General features: G+C 49.7%; 16 protein-coding genes. All 16 read right to left on the bottom strand.

Going from position 1 to position 16634, the window contains the following annotated elements; all coding sequences use genetic code 11:
- Window positions 1-22: 22 nt before the first annotated feature.
- Entirely contained in the window at window positions 23-1438 is a 1416-nt protein-coding gene (locus tag THEAE_RS0103835; protein ID WP_028986572.1) for a flagellar hook-length control protein FliK, read from the bottom strand.
- 63 nt (window positions 1439-1501) lie between these two features.
- The gene (locus tag THEAE_RS19880) at window positions 1502-2503 is read right to left on the bottom strand and encodes a magnesium transporter MgtE N-terminal domain-containing protein (protein WP_039944246.1); all 1002 of its coding nucleotides are present in this window, start codon (window positions 2501-2503) and stop codon (window positions 1502-1504) included.
- Between the two features lie 96 nt (window positions 2504-2599).
- Entirely contained in the window at window positions 2600-3061 is a 462-nt protein-coding gene (gene fliJ / locus THEAE_RS0103825) for a flagellar export protein FliJ (RefSeq protein WP_245605601.1), read from the bottom strand.
- A gap of 11 nt (window positions 3062-3072) precedes the next feature.
- Window positions 3073-4380, bottom strand: coding sequence for a flagellar protein export ATPase FliI (fliI, locus tag THEAE_RS0103820; protein WP_028986571.1), 1308 nt, complete (start codon window positions 4378-4380; stop codon window positions 3073-3075).
- The gene (locus tag THEAE_RS0103815; RefSeq protein ID WP_245605600.1) at window positions 4373-5170 is read right to left on the bottom strand and encodes a FliH/SctL family protein; all 798 of its coding nucleotides are present in this window, start codon (window positions 5168-5170) and stop codon (window positions 4373-4375) included. The genes fliI and THEAE_RS0103815 overlap by 8 nt, the downstream gene beginning before the upstream one ends.
- Before the next feature lies 1 nt (window position 5171).
- The gene (gene fliG, locus THEAE_RS0103810; RefSeq protein ID WP_005588124.1) at window positions 5172-6185 is read right to left on the bottom strand and encodes a flagellar motor switch protein FliG; all 1014 of its coding nucleotides are present in this window, start codon (window positions 6183-6185) and stop codon (window positions 5172-5174) included.
- A 15-nt stretch (window positions 6186-6200) separates the two neighbouring features.
- Window positions 6201-7817 (bottom strand): flagellar basal-body MS-ring/collar protein FliF, encoded by a 1617-nt coding sequence (gene fliF, locus THEAE_RS0103805; RefSeq protein ID WP_005588125.1) that lies wholly within the window; start codon window positions 7815-7817, stop codon window positions 6201-6203.
- Between the two features lie 59 nt (window positions 7818-7876).
- The gene (gene fliE, locus THEAE_RS0103800; protein ID WP_039944245.1) at window positions 7877-8188 is read right to left on the bottom strand and encodes a flagellar hook-basal body complex protein FliE; all 312 of its coding nucleotides are present in this window, start codon (window positions 8186-8188) and stop codon (window positions 7877-7879) included.
- 12 nt (window positions 8189-8200) lie between these two features.
- Window positions 8201-8653 (bottom strand): flagellar basal body rod protein FlgC, encoded by a 453-nt coding sequence (gene flgC, locus THEAE_RS0103795; protein ID WP_005588128.1) that lies wholly within the window; start codon window positions 8651-8653, stop codon window positions 8201-8203.
- An 8-nt stretch (window positions 8654-8661) separates the two neighbouring features.
- Window positions 8662-9081 (bottom strand): flagellar basal body rod protein FlgB, encoded by a 420-nt coding sequence (gene flgB, locus THEAE_RS0103790; protein WP_028986567.1) that lies wholly within the window; start codon window positions 9079-9081, stop codon window positions 8662-8664.
- A gap of 254 nt (window positions 9082-9335) precedes the next feature.
- Entirely contained in the window at window positions 9336-10109 is a 774-nt protein-coding gene (codY, locus tag THEAE_RS0103785) for a GTP-sensing pleiotropic transcriptional regulator CodY (RefSeq protein ID WP_005588130.1), read from the bottom strand.
- Window positions 10110-10132: 23 nt separating this feature from the next.
- Window positions 10133-11524 carry an ATP-dependent protease ATPase subunit HslU gene (gene hslU / locus THEAE_RS0103780; RefSeq protein ID WP_039944243.1) on the bottom strand — a complete coding sequence of 464 codons (1392 nt, stop codon included), beginning with the start codon at window positions 11522-11524 and terminating at the stop codon, window positions 10133-10135.
- Window positions 11525-11544: 20 nt separating this feature from the next.
- Window positions 11545-12087, bottom strand: a complete 543-nt coding sequence (hslV, locus tag THEAE_RS0103775) for an ATP-dependent protease subunit HslV (protein WP_005588133.1) — start codon at window positions 12085-12087, stop codon at window positions 11545-11547.
- A 48-nt stretch (window positions 12088-12135) separates the two neighbouring features.
- Window positions 12136-13044, bottom strand: a complete 909-nt coding sequence (gene xerC / locus THEAE_RS0103770) for a tyrosine recombinase XerC (protein WP_052329737.1) — start codon at window positions 13042-13044, stop codon at window positions 12136-12138.
- A gap of 54 nt (window positions 13045-13098) precedes the next feature.
- The gene (trmFO, locus tag THEAE_RS0103765) at window positions 13099-14421 is read right to left on the bottom strand and encodes an FADH(2)-oxidizing methylenetetrahydrofolate--tRNA-(uracil(54)-C(5))-methyltransferase TrmFO (RefSeq protein WP_028986564.1); all 1323 of its coding nucleotides are present in this window, start codon (window positions 14419-14421) and stop codon (window positions 13099-13101) included.
- A 29-nt stretch (window positions 14422-14450) separates the two neighbouring features.
- Entirely contained in the window at window positions 14451-16553 is a 2103-nt protein-coding gene (gene topA / locus THEAE_RS0103760) for a type I DNA topoisomerase (protein WP_028986563.1), read from the bottom strand.
- Between the last annotated feature and the right edge of the window lie 81 nt (window positions 16554-16634).

The following is a 16634-nucleotide window of genomic DNA, read 5'->3' as shown; positions in this document are numbered from 1 at the left end:
AAGGAATGAGGATAGGATCGTTTTACCCCAGGGTTAAGGGAGAGGTGATGAGGTTTGAAAATTCCTCGTCCCCGTCATACTCCTTCTCCAAAGCTCTCCATGGGTACGGTTGTCTCCTGCGATCCTCCCCTTCCCTTTGCCATGTTTGTTGGGAGTAGGGAAGTTCTTTAGGGGTTAGGATCTCCATCTTATCCACCTGAATTCCTTGTTGAACCAATTGATGGCGGAGATGGGTCAGGTTCTGCTCTAACAGTTCCTTTCCCTGGAGGGTGTCAACGATAAAAGTAGCCTGCATGATGCCGCGGTGCATGGCGATTTTCACATCGAGGCTCCCTAACTGTTCAGGGAAGAGTTTCAAATGGGCTTCCGATGTCCCATCGGGTAGGCGGATCATCTTCACCTGGGAGAGGAGGAAACGGCTTAGATCTTCCTTAAATTGATTGGCGTGAAGGGTAACGGTCTCTTTAATGGACGGTTGGGCGGAGGCTTTTCCCTGCCATTCTCCAAGGAGCTGATAAAATCCCGCCTTCGTTGCTTCATTTCCATTTCCCTTGGTCCTCCCTTCCCCATCCTTTCCCGTTCCTCCTTCGGGGAATAAGGGAACACTCTTTTCCTTTCCTTGTGCCATGGAGATTAATTTCTCCGGCCCACCCCCTTGAGCCTGGATGAACTCTCCTTGTTGCCCGGTGCTTTGGGGGAGGAGTGCTCCATCTTGGCCCTTCAATGAAGACAGTAGTTTAAGTAGAAGGGAGCCTTCATTTTGCCCGATCGAGAGGTGGCGAATGGGGTTTTGCCCCATTGGGCTTTGGTCCGGCGAGAGCAGGTCTCCCCCCTCCGCTCCGTCTAATACTTGAGTAAGAAGGTTCTTCACTAAAGAAAGGTTTAACATTGCCTTTCCATCAAGGAGATCTCCCCTCGAAAACAAGGCCGTCAGATCTGCTCCCTTTTGCTGAGCGAAGGTTTCACCTGAAAAAAGCCTTTCCCCTTCCTTTCCTCCGATGGCTTGGGAGAGAAGGTTTTTCAGCTGTGTGGAATTCTCCTGAAGGGTGGGAAGGAGAACCCCTTGATTTAGATTTGAGGGGATGGATAGGACTCCCAGTTGTTGCAAGAGGGAAAGCAACGCCTTCCAATCGTCTTCATTTGCCTCTCCTTTATTCCCTGTGGAGGGGCTTAGAAGTTCTTCTTCTCCTAAGTTGCCATTCCCCCCCTCAAACCCGCGAAGCGCTGCAAGGAGGTTTAGCAACTCAAACCCACCCGTTAAGTTTCCATTCATAGGGGAACCTTGGAGTTCTGCCCCATTTTGCCCTGCGGTCATGAGGAGGGAAAGAAATGGGTCGGAAGAATCAAGAAGATTTTTTCCTCCTCCGCTCGAAAAGAGGACATTCGCCGTCTTTAAAGAGGAAAGTGCCCCATAAGGGGTAACCAACGTTTCATTCATCGATATCACCTCCTTTCATTGCCCATGGTAAAAATCGCCTTTCAATTCCCGCGTATACCCTTTTCACTGGAGAAAGGCTTGATTGATTTGAGCCGCCACTTTCGGATCCATCGCCGCAATTATGGGTGCCTTCACTTTGGGATCGATCCCTGCCAGGATGGATAGGACATTTTTTCTTTCTGAATTCTTCCACATGGTTTCTAACACGGCCGCTGCAGCCGAAGGAGACATCTGTTGAAAGGTGGCAATCGCATTTCTTAACGTCGCTGTTGTCCCCTGAGTATTCTTCGCCCCTCCATCCATGAGAAGTTTTAGATCATCCAACTGGGTGGTGAGTTGATCTACTCTTTCTTGCAGTGCCATAACCTCCAAGTTTTCGCTATACGGGGTGTTATAGAGAAGGGCCGTCAGATCCGCCGCCTTTTTGGGATCCAATTTGGACATTAATGTGGAGCGATCTGATTCCTTCATTTGGGAAAGGATCACGGCGGCTTCATGGAGGGTAAGCTGATCCAGTATCGATGCCGCTTTACTCGCATTCATCCCCGTTAGCATCTTCGCCATTTCAACCGCTTTTTGTCTTCTTTCCTCTTGTGTCGCCTTTTTTTCTTCTCCACTTTTTAAGGCATCGGCCAGTTGCTGTTTTAGCTGAGCAATTTCCTGATCCTGCTGCTGAACTTTTGCTTTTTGCTGATTAAGGGCGGTTGTCGCGTCGGCGAGCTTTTTTTCGCTCTCTGCCAGTTGTTGTTTTAATGCTTCTTCCGGACTTATCTTTTTCTCTTCCTTTCCTCCGGGGGAAATCCACTGATTAACAAAGGGAATTTGTTGAACCGCTCCTTTGGCCGACTCCCACACATTAATATGAAAGAATGAGAGAATCACGGAAACCATGATGAGAGTAAAAAGGGAGGGGATGAAAATGATATAGAAAAACCATTCTAACTTCGAGTAATCTTTCTCTTCTGCCACTTTCTCTTCTTCGGGGTCAACCGGTCTTTCTGCGACTCTTTCTTTCTCCTTTTCTCCTTTTCCTTTTCCCCTGTTCAACTCCTGTACTCTCTCCATTTCATTCCCTCCTCCCTTTAAAAGGCATGAACCGATTTTAGATTCACAGATAACGATGATTCTCCTCTTCCTCTATTCGGCGAGAGACGATACGTTTCATCCGGTCTGGGTTGCGTTTTCCCTTTTCTTCAAAAAAGAGTGGATAGAAATCTCATCCAGCGCTTTCTGTTCCTTCTTCTCCTCTTCGTTCAACCATTCACGATAACCGTTTTCCCGCAATCGCCGATACGTTTTTACTTCCATCTCCTTCCCTTTTACTTTCTCCATCTCCCGTTCTACTTCTTTCTCAAGCGTAGAAAGTATCTCCTCAGCTCTTTTTACCTTTCCGGCGACCTGTTGAATAAAACGGTACTGTTCGAGAAGTTCCTTTACTTGTATCCCTTGTTCAGGAATGCGGGAGAGGTGCTCCTCAGCTCTCTGTTGGATATGGCGGGTTTCTATGTATTCCTTTTCCGCCGTTTCCTTTTTCTGCAGAGAATCCGCCAGACTGCGTACCAGGAATTCTTTTTCCCGTTCTTTTAAATCAAGAATCCTTTGCAGTGGGAAAGAGTAGGCCATTTCCTTCACCTCTAAATCTCCGTTTGGAGGAATTGAAGCGTCTCTTCAAACGTGGGTCGTTCATCCACCCTTTGCCGCAAAAATTGATCCAGCTTCGGTTTCATGGCAATCGCAAGGTCAGTCTCCCGATTGCTTCCCCGTCGATAGGCTCCGATGGAGATGAGATCTTCCGCCTCCTGGTAAGCAGAGAGGAGTCGCCTTACTTGACGAGCCTTTTCCTGATGTTCAGGGTTTGTGACCTCTGTCATCAATCGGCTTACGCTTTCCAAGACATCAATGGCCGGAAAATGGCCTCTGTTGGCGAGATCCCGGCTTAAGACGATATGCCCGTCGAGAATCCCCCGCACCGCATCGGCGATCGGTTCATTCATATCGTCGGAATCGACCAATACGGTGTAAAAGGCGGTAATCGTCCCTTTTTCACTGGTTCCCGATCGCTCCAAGAGTTTCGGCAGGTTTGCGAAGACGGAGGGGGGGTATCCCTTGGTCGCAGGGGGCTCCCCAATGGCCAGTCCCACTTCTCGTCCTGCCATGGCAAAACGGGTTACGGAATCCATCATGAGCATCACATCTAATCCTTGATCCCTGTAGTATTCTGCGATAGCAGTGGCGACATAGGCTCCTTTCATGCGGAGAAGGGCAGGCTGATCGGAAGGAACGGCCACTACCATGGATCGCTTCAGTCCCTCCTCTCCCAGATCCCGCTCGATGAACTCCTTCACCTCCCGGCCCCGCTCACCGATCAATGCAATCACATTCACATCGGCCGAGGTATTGCGGGCGATCATCCCGAGGAGGGTACTCTTTCCCACCCCGCTTCCTGCAAAGATTCCAATCCGCTGTCCCTTTCCCAGGGTGAGAAGTCCATCGATCGCCCTAACCCCTACGGTGATCGGCTGTGTAATCCGAGGGCGGGAAAGGGGATTAGGAGGTTTACGCTCGACATGGATCCAATCCCCTGTCGGACGAATCTGTTTCCCATCCATCGCTCTCCCTAATCCATCTAAAATTCTCCCCTTCATGTTGCCGATCCGGATCTCTAGCGGTCTTCCCGTTGCCCGCACTTCGGCACCCGGTCCGATCGCCCCCAATTCCCCCAAGGGCATGAGGAGAACCTTCTCTTCCCTGAAACCAACCACTTCGGCTTGAATCGGAACTCCCTCCCTGGGATAAATGAGGCATATCTCTCCGATTCTGCTCTCGGGGCCCTGGGATTCTACGGTAAGTCCGATCACCTTAGAAACATAGCCGTTCCTTCGGATCGGATTTACCTTCTTCACCACTTCCTTATATTTGGATAAAATTCCTGCATTACTCATCCTCCTCCCCCCTTCTGCAAGCTTGAAGGAGAGCCGCTTTGATCTCTTCCAGTTGGGAGGAGAGGCGGGCATCCAGATTTCCCGTAGAGGTTTGAATCACAACCCCATTCTCTTCGATCTTCGGATCAGGGAGAAGGATGAGCTTCGCTTGATCCGATATCATCTCTTTCAGTGTGGAAAGACGGGATTTAAGATAAATGTAAGATGAAGGATTTGTACGGAGAGTAATCTCATGCCGCTCGTCATTCTGGAGAATCGCTTCCTTCACCATGGCAAGAAAAGCATCTTCGTCCCTTTTCAGGGTAAAATGAAGAATCTTTTCTGCGATCTGGATCGATAGAAGAAGCAGCTCCTCCTCCGATTCTTTAATCCTCCTCTTCGCCTCTTTTTCTGCATCGAGAAGAAGTTCCTCCGCCTGGCTGATGAGCGATTCATATCTTCCCTTTGCCTCTTCTTCTCCCTTCTTTACTCCCTCTTCCCACCCCGCTTGAAATCCCTCTTCCCGGGCGCCTTGATAGATTTTCTCCCTTTCTTTTTCCAGTTTTATATGTTCTTCTTCCATTAAACGTTTCACTTTTTCTTCGGCTTCCCGATAAAGGCGGGCAACCTCTTCTTCAGCCTGCTTCAACATCCTTAAACGTTCCTGCTCCGCCGCCCTTTTCCCTTCTTCTTCCGTCACCGCGGGAGAAGGCAGGTGATCGGTCTGATCCTCAACCCGTTTTGGAGGATGAAGGGGAAGCAACAAGTGACGACGCGCTTTTTCTTCACGGTATTCGGTCACTTTAATCACTTTAGACAACGATCTCATCTCCTCCTCCGCGGGCGATAATGATCTCACCCAGATCTTCTAAGCGGCGAATCACGGCAACAATGCGGGACTGCGCTTCTTCCACTTCCCGAAGCCGGACCGGACCCATATACTCCATCTCTTCTTTGAACGTATCCGACATCCTTTTGGACATATTGCGAAAGATCGCATTTTTCACATCTTCGCTTGCTACTTTTAAAGCCAGCATGAGGTCTTCATTCTGGACTTCACGAATCACACGTTGGATGGAGCGATCATCGAGATGGATAATGTCTTCAAAGACAAACATCCGCTTCTTAATCTCTTCCGCTAAGTCAGGATCCTGGATTTCTAGGGACTCCAAGATGGTTTTCTCCGTCGCCCGGTCTACACCATTTAAAATTTGGACGATGGACTCCACCCCTCCCGCCTGGGTCAGGTCCTGCAGAGATGTGGTGGCTAATTTTTGCTCTAGGATCTGCTCGATCTGATAGATCACCTCCGGGGAGGCGCCTCCCATGGTCGCAATCCTCTTTGCCACATCTGCTTGGTGCTCATGGGGGAGTGCAGATAAAATCAGGGCGGCTTGAGAGGGATCGAGATAGGCCAGAACGAGGGCGATGGTCTGGGGATGTTCATTCTGCAAAAAGTTGAGGATTTGCTGCGGATCCAGCTTCTTCATAAAATCAAAGGGTCGTACCTGCAGCGTTGCGGTTAATCGGTTAATAATCTCCAGAGCCTTCTGATTGCCCAGCGCTTTTTCCAAAATCTCCTTCGCGTATTGGATGCCCCCTTGAGAGATATATTCTTGGGCAACGCAAATCTGATGGAACTCGTTTAATACTTTCTCCTTCTCGTGATAATCCACCTTGCGGGCATTGGCAATCTCTAATGTTAACTGTTCAATTTCATCTTCACGAAGGTGACGAAAAATCTGGGCAGAAACTTCAGGTCCTAACGAGATGAGAAGAATAGCTGCCTTTTGCCTCCCGGTCAACTCTTTTGAACTCTTGGCCATTCCCCTCTCCCCCTCTCATTCTTCCGATATCCAGGTCCTTAATAGCGTGACGAAATCCTTCGGATTTTCCCGGGCAAGACGCTCCAATTGTTTCCGTATGACCGATTCCTCCGTCTCTTCCATGGCTATGGGGGGAATCTCCTCCAATTTGGTAGGAATCAGTTCTTCCTCCATGCTCTCACCCTTCTTTTTCCTTCTATATCTAAATAGGAAGAATAGCAGAAGTCCAGCCGCTAATAGAGCTCCTATAACGGCGTAAGTAAACCAGGAAGAAAAGAGATTGGGCGGATTGGTTTGGGTAGGAGCCGCTTGGCGGAAAGGCATCGCGATCACCGTTACCCGTTGGTTAATGTCTGCATTGGTAAAGGTTCTCCCGGCTTGTCCCAAGGCGGTTCGTACCACATTGGCCACGACCTGTTGAATGTCTGCCTTAAGAGCATTCGCCGCTTGTACCGCGTTTGGATCATTGGGGTTCGGGGTCGGGATGTTTGCACCAACATTGATCGATAGATCCGCAATCCGATAGGGAGATGCGGTGATGGAACGGGTGATCCGATTTACTTCATAGTTGATCTTTTGGTCATCTTTTTCGTAATTGCTGTTTCCATTTCCCTGGGTTCCTGCCTGATATCCCGGCACATCGGTGGTTCCCGGACCGGGAACGCCTCCCACTCCACCATTTCCCTGGGAGTTCCAGGTCTCATTTAGTTTCTCCATGCTGATCACAAGGCCGGAGTTATTGACCGTATCGGGAGCGGTCACCAGGTTTTCTTGCCGCTGTTCTTTGGTAAAGTCCAGCGTGGCAAAGGCTTGAACCGTCACCATATCCGGACCCATGATGGGGCTTAAGAGGTTTCGTATGCTCCCCTCGATATCCCTCTCGATCGAGTTCTTTATGGCTTGCATTTTTTGAAAATCATCCGTGCTGATGGCATTATCCGGATTGGCGAAATTGGGTTCAAGCGCTTCTCCATATTGATTGGTGATGATAATATTTTCTACCGGAAGGTTGGGGACACTGCGAGAAACGAGAGTATAGATGGCATTTACCTGTGTTTGGCTTAACGAAGTCCCGGGATCCACATCAAGGATGAGGGAGGCGGTCGCCTTTTCCGCTTCTTGGCTCACCCAAACTTTTTCCGGCGGCAAGGTGATCATGACTTGGGCATCCCGAATGCCATGAATCCCTTGAATGATCATTTTTCTCAGTTCATTCTGCATGGCATCCCGTTCCACGACGGAGAATTGACGATCGGTCATCCCAAGACCCATGTTCTGGGCAAAGCTTTCATAGGTGATGGAGCCGCTCTTCGGAATTCCCTCGGCGGCCAGTTGGACCCTCACCTCAGCCGCTTTTTCTTGGGGAACGGATATGCCCTTCCCCGTCGGCGTGAGTTCATAAGGGACCCCCATCTCTTTTAAGCGGGCGGTGATTTCCCCGGTCTCCTTTTCGCTCAGATTATCGTACAATTGCACATAATGAGGGCGGGAGAAGGTAAAGAGCAAGAGGAGGATCAGACCCACCGTCGTGAAAAACAGGGTTAATCCTATGATACGCTGTCTTAAGGTCGTCTTCTTTAAAAATTGAACCAGTCGCTCCCACAGATGTTTAACTCGCTCTAGCAAGGACAAACCCTTCCTCCCATAAAGACTCTCTCCGTCTATGAATCACATGAGTGCTCTTGAAGACCTTATAAGGGCATGCGCATGATCTCCTGATAAGCCTCGATCACTTTGTTTCGCACTTGTACGGTTAATGCCAAAGATAGGTTCGCCGCTTGCGTGGCGATTAACACTTGATGGAGATCTTTTACTTCCCCCGTCGCCAGTTTCTCCGTCATCTGTTCCGCTTCCACCTGTTGCCGGTTTACGGCTTCCAAAGCATCTCCTAGATATTGAGAAAATTGATTCAGAGCGGTGGCTGGAGAGGTTTTATTCACAGCGTCCTTGCTTTGGAAGTTCCCATTGAACAGGGTGGGATTCGATATGGACAAAGGGTTCATCATTCATCTCTCCTATTTTCCGATTTCCAGGGCTTTCATGTACATGGCCTTGGTGGCGTTAAGTGCGGTAACGTTCGCGTCATAGGAGCGGGAAGCGTTCATCAAATCCACCATCTCCCGGAGAATGTCCACATTCGGCAATCTAACGTAACCGTTGGCATCGGCATCCGGATGGCTGGGATCATAGATAAGGCGGTCAGGAGAGGGATCTTCGTAAATTCCGGTCACTTTTACCCCTGCCTGATTCGTTTGATCCATCTCATTCTGTAAGATCTCCTGGAAGGAGGATTTTTCCGTCATCGGAGCAATGGAAACCATCTTTCTCCGGTAGGGCACCCACGCTCCATTCACATACTGCCCCCGCGTAGTGTCTGCATTTGCTATGTTAGAGGAAATGATGTCCATGCGCAGGCGATTCACCGTCAAAGCGGAACCGCTAATGTCCATGCCTTGGAAAAGACTCATGATTTACCCTATCTCCCTTCTTTAATCACTTCACGGAGCCGCGTGAAAAAGGAATTGGTTTCCTCTACGAGGGCGTTGTACCAGATTTGATTTTCCGCCATTTTCGTCATTTCATACTCTACATCCACATTATTGCCGTTGTTTTCTACCCAAGTGGTCGGATCCGTGCTTACCCTCGCCCGGACCTCTTCAGGCCCTCCTGCCGTTCCGATGGAAAGGTGGCGGGGATCGGTCCTTTTACCTATGAAAGTTGTGGGTTTATCCTCTTGCAGAGCCTCTTTCAAGATCGATTCGAATTCTACCCTTTGGGTCTTATATCCCGGGGTATCGACATTGGCAATATTATTCGCAATCACTCGCTGCCTTAACGTGGCCGCATCAAGGGCATTTTCCACGATACGAAATGAAGGGGGGAGAAAAAATGCCATGGACCTTCACCTTCTTTCTCTCTTTACATTACCCTTTTCACTAGTAAGGAGTATTCTACACAATTCCCTAAAATTCCTCTTTTTTCATTCATACTTCAATAGTACACATCCGGACCTAAAGAAACAATAAGAAATTTTACCTAAATCCCTCCAAAAAAACGTTAAATCTACGTAAAGAAAAGGCCCAGTTCATCATGAACTGAGCCTTTTTCTAGTTCCACGGTCCTATGCAAGAAATTCCCGTCTCGTTTTTCTTAGGATTTCGCCCGTTCCAGCTCAGGGAGAAGCTTGTCGTTAAGGATCTTGATGTAGGTTCCTTTCATCCCCAAGGAACGAGACTCAATCACCCCTGCACTCTCCAATTTCCGCAAAGCATTCACGATGACGGAACGGGTGATGCCGACCCGATCGGCGATCTTGCTCGCCACCAAAAGTCCCTCATTGCCTTCCAATTCCTCAAAGATATGTTCCACCGCTTCTAATTCGCTATAAGAGAGAGAGCTGATCGCCATCTGGACGACGGCCTTATTCCTGGCTTCCTGTTCGATCAGGTCGGCCCGTTCCCTAAGGATCTCCATCCCCACCACGGTGGCCCCATACTCAGCCAGGATCAGGTCATCCTCACCGAAGCTTTCATGCAAACGGGCAAGAATTAACGTCCCCAAACGGTCGCCGCCCCCGATAATGGGTACAACGGTGGTAAGACCATCCCGAAATGTATCCTTCATTTCCACCGGAAATGCGGTTAATTCATTCTCCACATCGATGTTCGTGATCGTTTCACTTACTTTCAGCAATTCGTTGTTGTACCATTCAGGGAACTTTCTCTCCGAGAGCATCTCTTTCATACGCTGGTTATCAATCTCATGGTGAATCGCATACCCTAAAACCTTTCCTTTCCGGCTTAACACATAAATGTTGGCTTCAATGGCGTCCCGTAGCACCTCCGCCATTTCGGTAAAGTTCACATGTTGTCCGGTCCGCTGCAGCAAGCGGTTAATGCGCCGGCTCTTCGATAAAAGATCCATTCATTTTTCCTCCTTTTTCCGGGTTATAAGATGTACCTGCTTAAATCCCTATTCTTCACCAAATTCCTCAGTTTTTCCTGAACATATTCAGGCGTGATGACCACCTTCTCCAGATGGATCTCCGGAGCTTCAAAAGAGAGGTCTTCCAGCAGTTTCTCTAAAATCGTGTGAAGCCGTCGTGCTCCTATGTTTTCCGTATTCTCATTCACCTCCGTTGCAAGCCTTGCAATCTCACGGATCGCCTCGGTGGTAAATTCCACCTTAATGCCTTCTGTTTCAATAAGGGAGATATATTGTTTAATGAGGGCATGTTTCGGCTCCGTTAAGATGCGGACGAAATCCTCCTCGGTAAGGGAATTTAATTCCACTCGAACGGGAAACCTTCCCTGCAATTCGGGGATCAGGTCGGAAGGCTTCGACACATGGAAGGCGCCTGCAGCGATAAAGAGGATGTAATCGGTCTTCACAGGGCCATACTTCGTCATGATCGTGGAACCTTCCACAATGGGTAAAATATCCCGCTGTACCCCTTCCCTGGAAACATCAGGTCCGGTGGAGCCTCCCTTTCCGGCGATCTTGTCTATTTCATCGAGGAAGATGATTCCCGTCTCTTCGGCCCTCCGTATCCCTTCTTGTTGCACTTCATCCATATCGATCAATTTCTGTGCTTCTTCTTGGATCAAGTAGGGACGTGCCTCCCGGATGGGAAGTTTTCTCCTCTTCGTGCGGCGGGGAAGTAAATTGCCAAAGAGATCTTGCATATTGATCCCCATTTGCTCTACCCCTTGGCCTGAGAAAAGTTCAAACATGGAGGGCGAGGAATCCTCCACCTCGATTTCCACAATCTGATCCTCCAACTGGCCTGCCGCCAGTTTATAAGCGATGAGCCGACGCTGTTGCTCTTTATCTTGCTCTTCCTGGGGGTTTTCCTCTTGGGGATCCCGTACTCCCCCGCCAAAGAACATTTCCAGGGGATTCCTAACATTCCTTCCCTTTTTGGAGGAAGGTACGAGAATCTCCACCAACCTCTCATTGGCCAGTTTCTCCGCTTTATCACGAACAGCCTCCATCTTTTCCTGCTTTACCATCCGAATCGAAACCTCGACCAAATCCCGGACCATGGAGTCGACATCCCGTCCCACATAACCAACTTCGGTAAACTTTGTCGCCTCTACCTTGACAAAGGGAGCATCCACCAGCTTGGCAATTCGACGGGCAATCTCCGTTTTTCCCACTCCGGTCGGTCCAATCATCAATATATTTTTCGGCAGGATCTCTTCCCTCAATTCAGGAGAAAGAAGGCTGCGCCGATAACGGTTGCGAAGCGCCACCGCGACAGACCTCTTCGCCTCGTTCTGCCCCACAATATACTTATCCAGCTCTTCTACGATTTTTTTAGGGGTTAATTGGGACATATTCACGGGAACACACTCCCTCACAGTTCTTCAATGACCAAATTGGAATTGGTAAAGACGCAAATTTCTCCAGCGATGGTAAGGGCCGCTTCCGCGATCTCCCGGGCACTCAGCTGAGGAGCGAACCGCTTGAGCGCCCGGCCGGCGGCTAACGCATACGGCCCCCCGGAACCGATGGCGATCAAGTGATCATCCGGTTCAATCACCTCACCGGTACCCGAGATGAGGAGAAGGTCCACCTTATTCATCACGATCAACATCGCTTCTAATTGGCGGAGCATCTTATCCATCCGCCACTCTTTCGCCAACTCAACAGCCGCCCGCTGCAAATTTCCATGATATTCCTCCAATTTCATCTCAAACTTTTCAAATAAGGTGAAGGCATCGGCAACCGATCCGGCAAAACCGGCCACCACTTCTCCGTGGTAAAGGCGCCGGACCTTTTTGGCGTGAGCCTTCATGACCATGGAATTTCCAAAGGTAACCTGTCCATCCCCGGCCATGGCCGCACTTCCCTGATGGCGGATGGCAAATATCGTTGTGCCTCGAAGTTGGGATTCCATTTCTCTCCCTCTTTCTTCATTACTATCCTTACCAAATCCTTTTCACGGTTAAGCCCGCGGATGTGTCCGGTAATACGTCTTCCTCAACCTCTCCTGAGAAACATGGGTATAAATCTGCGTCGTGGAGAGGTTTGCATGGCCCAACAACTCCTGAACGGTCCGAAGGTCTGCACCCCCGTCTAAGAGATGAGTGGCAAAACTGTGACGAAAGGTATGGGGAGTGGCTTTTAAGGAGATGGAGGCCTTTGTGATATATTTCTCAAGGATTCGCCGGACGCTCCGATCTGTAAGGGGGCCGCCCCGGGCGTTTAAAAAAAGGAATTGGGACTCCCGCCTTCCCTTGGCCAAAAGAAGAGGCCTGGCTTCCAGGAGATAGCGCTTCAAGCTTTCAACGGCATAACGTCCGATGGGAACAACCCGTTCTTTCGCTCCTTTTCCAAATACGAGGGCATAGCCCAACTCCAGGTCAATTTTTGGAAGCGTGAGTCCAACCAACTCGCCGACACGCATCCCACCGGCATAAAGCGCCTCCATGATCGCCCGGTCCCGAAGTCCTAATGGGGTGCTTAAATCAGGTTGTGCCAACAGGGCTTTTATCTCTTCTAAGTAAAGAACCTTGGGCAACGTCTTCGGAAGTTTAGGAGTATTCAGGGCAATCATGGGATTGGTCTCCACGATTCCCTCCCGCATCAAATACCGGAAGAAAGAGCGCAAGGTGGAGAGTTTCCTCGCCACGGTTTTTTTAGAATACTCCTTCCTCACCAGTTGGGCAAAGTAACTTCGCACGTGGCTTATGGTAATCTCCCCGACGGAGAGCTCCTTCCCTTCTCCTCTCTCTTGGAACGACTCCACAAAGTGGCGAAGATCCTTTTCATAGGCGGTCAGGGTATGGGAGGAGGCGTTTTTCTCCACGGAGAGGGAGAGAAGGAACTGTCGGATGGCTTCCCTGATTTCCATCTTCACGACTCCTTTACCTTTTCACCTCACCTATCATATCACAGAGGAGATCGGCTATGCAAGGGAATTGTATAGCGATTGGATAAAATTCTGAATAGTAAAGATTGCCCTTGCTCCATATTTCTCATTCCTCCGCCTTTTATCCCGCACTTTTTGATCCAGAGGGGGAAGGAGTCCCAAATTCGCATTCATCGGTTGAAAATGTTCGGGATCCGCATGGGTGATATAATGGGCCAGGCTTCCGATCACCGTCTCCGGAGGAAAAACCAGAGGCTCTTCCCCTAATGCGATGCGTGCGGCATTAAACCCGGCGATCAGCCCCGAAGCGGCCGATTCCACATACCCCTCCACTCCGGTCATTTGCCCGGCGAAAAACAGGTTCTCCCTTTTCTTCGTCTGGTACGTAGGTAAGAGGATCCTGGGAGAATTGAGGTAGGTATTCCGATGCATCACGCCATAGCGGACGATCTCCGCCTCTTCCAGTCCGGGAATCATTTGAATAATCCGCTTTTGTTCTCCCCACTTTAAGTGGGTCTGAAAGCCGACGATGTTATAAAGGGTTGCGGCGGCGTTATCTTGTCTGAGCTGAACAACGGCAAACGGTTCCTTTCCTGTTCGGGGATCAATGAGCCCTACCGGCTTCATGGGGCCGAAAAGAAGGGTTTCCCTTCCTCGGCTCGCCATCACTTCAAAAGGCATGCATCCTTCAAAATAGATCTCCCTTTCAAAATCCTTCGGCTTGGCCACTTCCGCTCCCTGCAATGCCTCAAAAAACCGGTTAAACTCCTCCTCCGTCATGGGACAATTTAGGTAAGCGGCTTCGCCTTTTCCGTACCGGGAGGCGAGAAAACACTTCTCCATGTTGATGGAATCTTTGGTTACGATCGGGGCCGCCGCGTCAAAAAAATAAAGGGACTCTTCTCCGGTAAATGCAAGAATCTCTCGAGATAATTTCTCGGAGGTAAGTGGGCCGGTCGCGATCACCGTAATTCCTTCCGGAATTTCTCCCACTTCCTCATGAATGACCTCAATAAGAGGTTCTTTCTCGATCAATTCCGTTACCCTTCGGCTAAAAGCTTCACGATCGACAGCCAAAGCGCTCCCTGCAGGGACGGCGGTCTCGTCGGCCGCCTTCATGATGACGGAACCAAGCTTACGCATCTCTTCCTTTAAGATACCGACCGCATTGGTCAAGGAATTGGAACGAAGGGAATTGCTGCAAACCAGCTCGGCGAACCAATCGGTTTGATGGGCGGCCGTCCGTTTTTTAGGGCGCATCTCATACAGCCTCACGGAAACCCCTTGCTTTGCCACCTGCCATGCCGCCTCACTGCCGGCAAGTCCTGCCCCTATGATTTGTACGATGGGTTTCATCATTTCGTTTCACCTCGGGCATACATGATTTCCTAAAAATTTGTGGTCGCGCCGATTCCTTTGCCCTCTCCCCTCTCATACCCGCAGGAGGTACAGATCCGCCTCATACCGCCCTTCTCCTTTTTCTCCACCATAAGACCGCCGCACTTAGGACACGGGTCTTCCACCGGTTTATCCCAAGTGACGAAGTCGCACTCGGGATAGCGGCTGCAACCATAAAAGGTACGCCTTCTCGCCTTCGTCTTCCGTTCTACCAGCTTTCCTTGATGGCATTTCGGACAGACGATATTTAGCTCTTTTAAGATGGGTTTTGTATTCCGGCACTCCGGAAACCCGGAACAGGCGAGGAATTTCCCGAATCTCCCCATCTTATACACCATAGGGCGCCCACAAAGATCACACCTTTCCTCGGAGAATTCTTCGGAGATATCCACTTCTTTCATATTCTCCTCGGCCACGTGCAGTCGCTCCAAAAAAGGCCGGTAGAACTGATCCAAAACCAGAGTCCACTCTTCTTTTCCCTCTTCCACCTTATCTAAGTTGCTCTCCATCTCTGCGGTAAAGGCTACGTTAATAATCTCGGGAAAAAATTCCTCCATCAGGGAGATAACGATCTCCCCTAACTCGGTGGGTAGGAAGCGCTTATCCTCCAACACCACGTACCCCCGTTTCTGAATCGTCTCAAGGGTGGGGGCATAGGTGCTGGGTCGGCCGATTCCTAATTCCTCCATGGTCTTCACTAACCTAGCCTCGGTATACCGCGGGGGAGGCTGGGTAAAATGCTGCTTTTCTTCCAATTTTTTCAGGGATACGGTTTCCCCTTCCTCAAGTGGGGGCAGGAGTTTCTCCTCTTCTTTTTTCCCTTCATCGGAACCTTCGATGTAAATCTTCATGAACCCAGGAAATTTAACGGTAGATCCGCTCGCCCGAAATTCCGCCCCATTGACTTCGATGCTTACACTGACCGTATCCAAGAGCGCGGAAGCCATCTGGCTGGCCAAAAAGCGGTCCCAAATCAGTTTGTAGAGTCGGAATTGATCCCTGGATAGATAAGCTTTCAACCGATCGGGCTCCCGGTAGATCGAGGTGGGACGGATCGCTTCGTGGGCATCCTGAGCCCCCGCCTTATTGACATGATGCCGTTGTTCTTCAGGAAGATAAGAGGGTCCGAAGTCATCACGTATATATTTGCGTGCCTCTTCCGCCGCCGTTTCGGAGATTCGCAGGGAATCGGTCCGCATATAGGTAATAAGGCCCGTATTCCCTTCGGGGCCGATGGAGATCCCCTCATACAGCTGTTGAGCAATGCGCATGGTTTTTGCAGCACGGAAATTTAATTTCCTGGCGGCCTCTTGTTGTAGTGAACTGGTGGTAAAGGGAGGAGGGGGATTCCTCTTCCTCTCTTTCCGTACCACTTTAACGACCCGGTAAGTTCCCCCTTCAATTTTCCGGAGAAGTTCCTTTACTTCCTCTTCATTTCGTAGCTCTACCTTTTCACCGTCAAAGCCGTAAAAGCTCGCTTCAAAGCGGTCTTTTCCCTCTCCGAAATAAGCGGTGACGGTCCAATATTCTTCCGGAACAAAGGACTTAATTTCCCGCTCCCGGTCGATGATCAGCTTCACCGCCACCGATTGGACCCGTCCTGCACTTAAACCTTTCCGCACTTTTTTCCACAAGAGAGGACTAATCTTGTACCCCACCAAGCGGTCCAAAATCCGACGCGCCTGCTGCGCCTCTACCAGATTCATATTAATCTTCCGAGGCTGTTTAAAGGATTCCTGGATCGCCTGCTTTGTAATCTCATTAAAAACAACGCGGATGGGCTGATTCAAATCTAAATTCAGATACTGGGCCAGATGCCAAGCGATGGCCTCTCCTTCCCGATCCGGGTCGGCCGCCAGGTAGACTTGCTTTACCTTTTTGCTGGCATCCTTCAGTTCCTTTAGCAATTCCCCTTTGCCGCGAATGGTAATATATTTCGGTTCAAAATGATTCTCCACATCAACGCCGATCTGGCTTTTCGGCAAATCCCGAATATGCCCCATGGAGGCCAAAACCTTATATTTCTTGCCTAAATATTTGCCGATGGTTTTTGCTTTGGCGGGAGATTCAACGATCACCAAAGAATCAGCCAAGCATGATCCCCCTTTCGATAAACAATTCGTTGTTTATTATGTATTGTCTTGGACCCATTTGTCAAACGATTTCCAACTTAA

It is taken from the genome of Thermicanus aegyptius DSM 12793, from assembly GCF_000510645.1.
GTDB lineage: Bacteria > Bacillota > Bacilli > Thermicanales > Thermicanaceae > Thermicanus > Thermicanus aegyptius.
This window is presented reverse-complemented; position numbering and strand designations above follow the sequence as displayed.